General features: G+C 68.0%; 8 protein-coding genes. 6 read left to right on the top strand and 2 right to left on the bottom strand.

What is annotated here, in order from left to right; all coding sequences use genetic code 11:
* The first annotated feature begins 65 nt into the window (after positions 1–65).
* From U5809_RS23515 to U5809_RS23525, 3 genes are all read left to right on the top strand, one after another.
* The gene (locus U5809_RS23515; RefSeq protein ID WP_282505878.1) at positions 66–503 is read left to right on the top strand and encodes a carboxypeptidase-like regulatory domain-containing protein; all 438 of its coding nucleotides are present in this window, start codon (positions 66–68) and stop codon (positions 501–503) included.
* A 135-nt stretch (positions 504–638) separates the two neighbouring features.
* Positions 639–998, top strand: coding sequence for a DUF427 domain-containing protein (locus U5809_RS23520; RefSeq protein ID WP_322088306.1), 360 nt, complete (start codon positions 639–641; stop codon positions 996–998).
* Positions 999–1,026: 28 nt separating this feature from the next.
* On the top strand, positions 1,027–1,731 hold the full coding sequence (locus tag U5809_RS23525; protein ID WP_322088307.1) for a CoxG family protein: 705 nt from the start codon (positions 1,027–1,029) through the stop codon (positions 1,729–1,731).
* 10 nt (positions 1,732–1,741) lie between these two features.
* Here the strand turns inward: U5809_RS23525 and U5809_RS23530 are convergent, their stop codons facing one another.
* Positions 1,742–2,746 carry a helix-turn-helix domain-containing protein gene (locus tag U5809_RS23530; RefSeq protein WP_322088308.1) on the bottom strand — a complete coding sequence of 335 codons (1,005 nt, stop codon included), beginning with the start codon at positions 2,744–2,746 and terminating at the stop codon, positions 1,742–1,744.
* 152 nt (positions 2,747–2,898) lie between these two features.
* On the opposite strand from U5809_RS23530, the gene U5809_RS23535 reads away from it, so the two are divergent.
* On the top strand, positions 2,899–3,570 hold the full coding sequence (locus tag U5809_RS23535) for a cysteine hydrolase family protein (protein WP_322088309.1): 672 nt from the start codon (positions 2,899–2,901) through the stop codon (positions 3,568–3,570).
* Between the two features lie 43 nt (positions 3,571–3,613).
* Here U5809_RS23535 and U5809_RS23540 read toward each other — a convergent pair whose 3' ends face one another.
* Positions 3,614–4,255 (bottom strand): TetR family transcriptional regulator, encoded by a 642-nt coding sequence (locus U5809_RS23540; RefSeq protein ID WP_176050222.1) that lies wholly within the window; start codon positions 4,253–4,255, stop codon positions 3,614–3,616.
* A gap of 398 nt (positions 4,256–4,653) precedes the next feature.
* Between U5809_RS23540 and U5809_RS23545 the strand changes: the two genes are divergently transcribed.
* Together U5809_RS23545 and U5809_RS34685 are read left to right on the top strand one after the other, a co-directional pair.
* Positions 4,654–5,928 (top strand): efflux RND transporter periplasmic adaptor subunit, encoded by a 1,275-nt coding sequence (locus U5809_RS23545; protein ID WP_282505873.1) that lies wholly within the window; start codon positions 4,654–4,656, stop codon positions 5,926–5,928.
* A 15-nt stretch (positions 5,929–5,943) separates the two neighbouring features.
* Positions 5,944–6,090, top strand: a 147-nt coding sequence (locus U5809_RS34685; RefSeq protein WP_322079918.1) for an efflux RND transporter permease subunit, incomplete at its 3' end; no start/stop codon positions are given.

Here is a 6,090-nt window from a genome sequence, read left to right on the forward strand (position 1 = left end):
GCGCCGCCGCCGCTCGATCGCGTGACGCAGCGCCCCGTATGTGTTCCGACCCCAAGGAGAGAGCCATGCAATATCTACGCAACGTGTCCCGATTTGCCGTCGCCGCGGCGTTGGCCGCCGGCCTCGCAGCCGGTGCGACCGGCGCGTACGCGCAGTCGGACGGCTTGCCCGCCGCGCGCCAGCAAGGCGACGTCACCTTCGTGTCCGGCGGCGTCGGGCAGGACGAATCGACGGCGTTCCAGCGCAACGAGTCGAAATGGCCGCTGGCGCTGCGCTTCACCGGCAAGGGCGGCGAGTTCCTGGCCGACGTCCATGTGCGGATCGTCGACGGCAAGGGCGCCGAAGTGCTGAAAACCGACGCACGCGGGCCGTACATGCTCGTGCAGGTGCCGCCGGGGCGCTATACGGTGCATGCGATGTACCAGGGCAACGATGAATCGCGCGCCGTCACGGTCGGCGCGAAGGGCGGCGCGAAGACCGCGTTCCAGTGGAGCGCGCAGTAGCCTGCCGCGCGCGGCCCGGGCCCGGGTCGCGCAATCGGACGAAGTTTCGCCCATAATGAAAGCCACGGCACCCGTGCCGTGGCTTTTTCGTTTCCTGCGCCCGGTTTGCCTGCCGGGCCGCCCGAAGGAGAAACGATGTCCGATGCAGCCGACCCTCGACTCGAAATCGTGCCGAACCGTCATCGTGTGCGCGTGATCCATCGCGGCATCACGTACGCCGATTCGCACCGGGCATTGACCGTGCGCGAAACGGGACTGCCGGACATCCATTACCTGCCGCGCGGTGACGTCAACATGCGCCGGCTCGTGAAGTCGGAGTTCACGAGCGCGTGCCCGTTCAGGGGGCAGGCCGTGCATTTCGACTTGCAGACGGAAGACGGCGTGATCGAGAACGCCGCATGGAGTTACGAGGAACCGAAGGAGGCGGCGTCCGTGCTTGCGCACTATGTCGCCTTCGATGTCGCACGGGTCGACAGTCTCGTCGAGACGTCCTGATGCGGCGCGTGTTCACCGGGGAGGCGTCATGGAACTGAACGACACGTTACGCGTTGCGCTCGCGCCGCCTGTCGTGCGGGAGGCGTTCGAGGATCTCGCGTTGCTGCGCGCGAGCTTCGATCATTGCGAATCGTTCGTGAAGCTCGCACACGGCGAGTTCGCGCTGACGATCACGGTACCGCTCGGCCCGCTGCGCGCGCGCTACGACGTGCGCGTACATGCGGCGGCCGAGCAGGGCGACGCGCAAGGGCAGCCGCGCCGCGTGCTCAACTTCAAGGCACGCGCCGACGGCCTCGGCGCGCTGCGCGGTCAGGTCGAACTGGTGCTGATGCCGGATGACGACGCGAACGCCACGCGTATCGAATACGTGGTCTGGGCGACGGCGAGCGGGCCGCTCGCCGAACTGCCGGGGCGGCAGATCGACAACGCGCTGCGCGACTGGACCGACGATTTCTTCCGCGAGTTCTGCGCGGTCGTGCAGGCGAAGCATGGCCTTGCGCCGAATCGCGCGCGCTCGGCCGCACAGCGCCGCCAGCATGTGTTCCTGCGCCCTGCGTCGCTGATGGCCACGAAGCGTGCGCTGCCGCCGCATCTGGGCGGCGCGCTGACCGGGCGCGCGGCCAGCGCGCTCCCGCATCGCGGTTCGGGCACGGTGCCGGTCTGGGCATGGGCGGCGATGATCGTATTCGTCGCGGTGCTGCTTTATGCGGCACGCTGGATCAACGGCGGCTGAGCGGCCGGCGTTACACCGCGTCGGCGCCGGCTCCGGCGCCGCGAAATTCCCTTCGATACGCAGACGGCGACGTGCCGAGCGCGCCCGCGAAATGCTGGCGCAGCGACACGCTCGACCCGTAGCCGGCTGCCTGCGCGATCGCGTCGATCGATTGTCCGGTGGTTTCCAGCAGATGTTGCGCGCGTGTGAGCCGCTCGGCCTGCAGCCATGCGGTGACGGTCGTGCCCGTCGCCTGCCGGAAGTGGCGCGTGAACGTGCGCCGGCTCATCAGCACGCGTTCGGCGAGCGAATCCACGCTGTGCGCGGCGTCGAGGTGCGCGCGCACCCAGTCGAGCAGGCCCGCGAGCCGCGCATCGCGCGGGTGCGCGGCGACCGGTTGCGGTACGTACTGGGCCTGGCCGCCCTGACGGTGCGGCGGGATCACGAGGCGGCGCGCGATCTGGTTCGCGGCGTCCGAGCCGAAGCGCCGCCGCACGACGTGCAGGCAGCAGTCGAGCCCCGCGGCCGTGCCGGCCGACGTCATCAGGTTGCCGTCGTCGACGTACAGCACGTCGGGATCGAGCTTCACACGCGGAAAGCGTTGCGCGAAATCGTCGGCCCACGCCCAGTGCGTGGTGGCCGGGCGACCGTCGAGCAGGCCGGCCGCGGCGAGTACGTACGCGCCGAGGCACAGGCCGACGAGCTGCGCGCCGCGCGCGGCGACCGCGCGGACCGCGTCGAGCAGTTCGTCGGGCGGCGCCTCGTCCGGGTCGCGCCACGCCGGCACGATCACGATGTCCGCATCGTCGAGCGCATCGAGCCCGTATGGCGCGGTGATCGTGAAGCCGCCCGTCGTCGCGAGCGGGCCGCGCTCGGCCGAGCAGACGCGAAACTCGAACGCGGGCGACGTGGCCGCATCGCGTTCCTTGCCGAACACGACGGACGGTACCGACAGGTGGAACGGACTGATGCCGTCGTACGCGATCACGGCGACGACGGTCGGAACGGGCGGGGCGAGCAACGCGGCAGCGGCCATGACGGGCTCCGGGATGGTGATGGCCCGATTTTATCGAAGAATGGCTGTCGGGCCACTGTCCGCGTGAACGACGCGGCCCGACAATGCATCGCATCGCGCCGCTGGCCGTCCCGTTCCGGGGCGGGGCCGCGCCCCCGGACCAGGAGCCCGCCATGTCGAATTCGAACGCCGTCCCGTCTCCCGCTTCCCATCCTGCTGCCCGCCGTGCGCTGATCGTGATCGACGTCCAGAACGAATACGTGATGGGCAACCTCCCGATCGAGTATCCGCCGCTCGACGTGTCGCTCGCGAACATCGGCCGTGCGATCGACGCCGCGCATGCGGCCGGTGTGCCCGTGATCGTGGTCCAGCATCTCGCACCGGCCGGCGCGCCGATCTTCGCGCCCGGCTCCGACGGCGTCGCGCTGCACGCGGTGGTCGCGAGCCGGCCTTACGCGCACCTGATCGGGAAGACGCAGGCGAGTTCGTTTGCCGGCACCGATCTCGCCGCGTGGCTCGATACGCACGGGATCGACACGCTCGCGGTGGCCGGCTACATGACGCACAACTGCAATGCGGCGACGGTCTATCACGCGGCGCATGCAGGGCTGAAGGTCGAATACCTGGACGACGCGACGGGCGCGCTGCCGTACGAGAACGAAGCGGGCGCGGCGAGCGCCGAAGAGATTCACCGCGCGTACACGGTGGTGTTCCAGTCGAATTTCGCGGCCGTGATGTCGACCGATGCGTGGATCGCGGGCCTGGCCGGCGCACCGGTGCCGGTGCGCGATTCGGTGGCCGCGTCGAACCGGCGGGCCCGCGCGCAGCGCGCGAAGGCGGCCTGATGCGGCGGCAGGGGGCGGGGCGAGCGCCGCGTCCGCTGCGTCGTCAGTCGCCGTCCTTCAGCATCGCCGGGCTGTAGCGCAGCATGTCGAAACAGCCGTCGACGAGCTTTTCCGCATGCTGCTCGGCGTCGATCTCGTCGGGCAGCATCAGCATGTCGCGCACGAAGCCGCTGACGAGTGTGTGCAGCATCAGCGTCGCGCGCCACGTATCGAGCCGCTCGGGCAGCAGCTTGAGCCGCACGGCGCCCGCGAGATCGGCGTCGATCGCGTGGAGCGCCTCGCTCATTCCCGCGCGGTTGCGCTGCAGCAGCGGCTCCAGGTCCGCGACGTATTCGCACTTCATGAACAGGATGCTGAACACGCGGCGCAACTGCGCGTCGCGCTGCACGCCGAGCAGGCACCAGATCAGGATCTGGCGGATCTTCTCGAGCGGATTGCCGCCCGGCGCGTCGAGCGGCATCCGCTTCAGTTCGTCGATCGGCAGAAACACGCGGTCGAACATCGCGTCGAACAGCTCGCTCTTATTTGCGAAGTGCCAGTAGATCGCGCCGCGCGTCACGCCGGCGTGCTGCGCGATGTCCGCGAGCGACGTGTGCGACACGCCCTTCTCGAAGAACACGTGCTCGGCGGCGTCGAGAATGCTGTTGCGCGTCTCGAGCGCCTCCTCCTTGGTACGTCTGACCATGTGCAGGCCTGATTGGATCGATCGTAGGTGAATATAGGGTCTGCAACCCTCGCAGCCGTCATTCAGACGGGCTATGCTTGCGACTGGTAACAATTCGTAAGACTGGACAGCCGGCTGGGCACAAACCGGCTTTTTACATACATTCGTGAATGTATATACAATACCACCCTACGATCGAATGACCCAAGTGGCAATCAGTTAATATCCCACTCTGCTGATTCCCGCCAAAGTACCAGTCCGCAGTTGCGGGGCAACCTGTCGGCACGGAGGTTTCGTGCCGCTTGCTGTATCTAGCAGTCCAGTATTTCAGGTGTTCGATCTGCGCCGTGAGGCGCATCCGTGTTGCGCTCCGGTCGGGTGCGGCACTTATTCCATTGGTTATACACAGAGGTCGCTCCATGCGCGTCGAACGGGTTCCATACCGCTTAATCACTGTCGCGACGGCCGCCGTTTTCCTGGCCGCGTGCGGGAAAAAAGAATCGGCACCGCCGCCGCAAACGCCGGAAGTCGGCGTCGTCACCGTCCAACCGCAAGCCGTACCGGTCTTCACCGACCTGCCGGGCCGCACCAGTGCGTTCCTCGTCGCGCAGGTCCGCGCGCGGGTCGACGGCATCGTGCTGCGTCGTGAATTCACCGAAGGCACCGACGTCAAGGCTGGCCAGCGTCTGTACAAGATCGACCCCGCACCGTACGTCGCCGCGCTGAACAGCGCGAAGGCGACGCTCGCGAAGGCGCAGGCGAACCTCGTCACGCAGAACGCGTTGGTCGCGCGCTACAAGGTGCTGGTCGCCGCGAACGCGGTCAGCAAGCAGGACTACGACAACGCAGTGGCCACGCAAGGGCAGGCCGCCGCGGACGTCGCGGCCGGCAAGGCAGCGGTCGACACCGCGCAGATCAACCTCGGCTATACGGATGTCGTGTCGCCGATCACGGGCCGCGTCGGCATCTCGCAAGTGACGCCGGGCGCCTACGTGCAGGCGAGCCAGGCGACGCTGATGTCGACCGTGCAGCAGCTCGATCCGGTGTACGTCGACCTCACGCAGTCGAGCCTCGAAGGGCTGAAGCTGCGCCAGGACGTGCAGAGCGGCCGCCTGAAGACGAGCGGCCCGGGCGCCGCGAAGGTGTCGCTGATCCTCGAAGACGGCAAGACGTATTCGGAAGCGGGCAAGCTGCAGTTCTCGGACGTGACGGTCGACCAGACCACCGGCTCGGTGACGATCCGTGCGGTCTTCCCGAACCCGGGCCGCGTGCTGCTGCCGGGGATGTTCGTGCGCGCACGAATCGAGGAAGGCGTGAACGAGAACGCGTTCCTGGTGCCGCAGATCGGCGTCACGCATGACCAGAAGGGTCAGGCGGTCGCGATGGTGGTGAACGCCAGCAACAAGGTCGAGCCGCGTCCGCTGAAGACGTCCGGCATGCAGGGTCCGAACTGGGTCGTCGAAGGCGGTCTGCAAGCGGGCGATCACGTGATCGTCCAGGGCGTCGACAAGGTGCGTCCGGGCGCGACCGTGAAGACGGTCCCCGCCCAGCTCGCACCGGCGGCCGATGCCGCGTCGGGCGCTGCTGCCTCCGCCGCGCCGGCTGCCGCCGGTTCCGGCGCCGCTGCTGCAACCGGTGCCGCCGCATCGGGCGCCGCGCCGGCGAGTGCTGCCGCTGCCTCGAGCGCGCAATAACAGGGAGCCTGTTTCATGGCAAAGTTTTTTATCGATCGCCCGATCTTCGCGTGGGTGATCGCCATCATCCTGATGCTGGCCGGGGTTGCGGCGATCTTCACGCTGCCGATCTCGCAGTATCCGACGATCGCGCCGCCATCGATCCAGATTACCGCGAACTAC

The sequence above is a fragment of the Burkholderia sp. BCC1999 genome (assembly GCF_905339975.1).
Classification (GTDB): domain Bacteria; phylum Pseudomonadota; class Gammaproteobacteria; order Burkholderiales; family Burkholderiaceae; genus Burkholderia.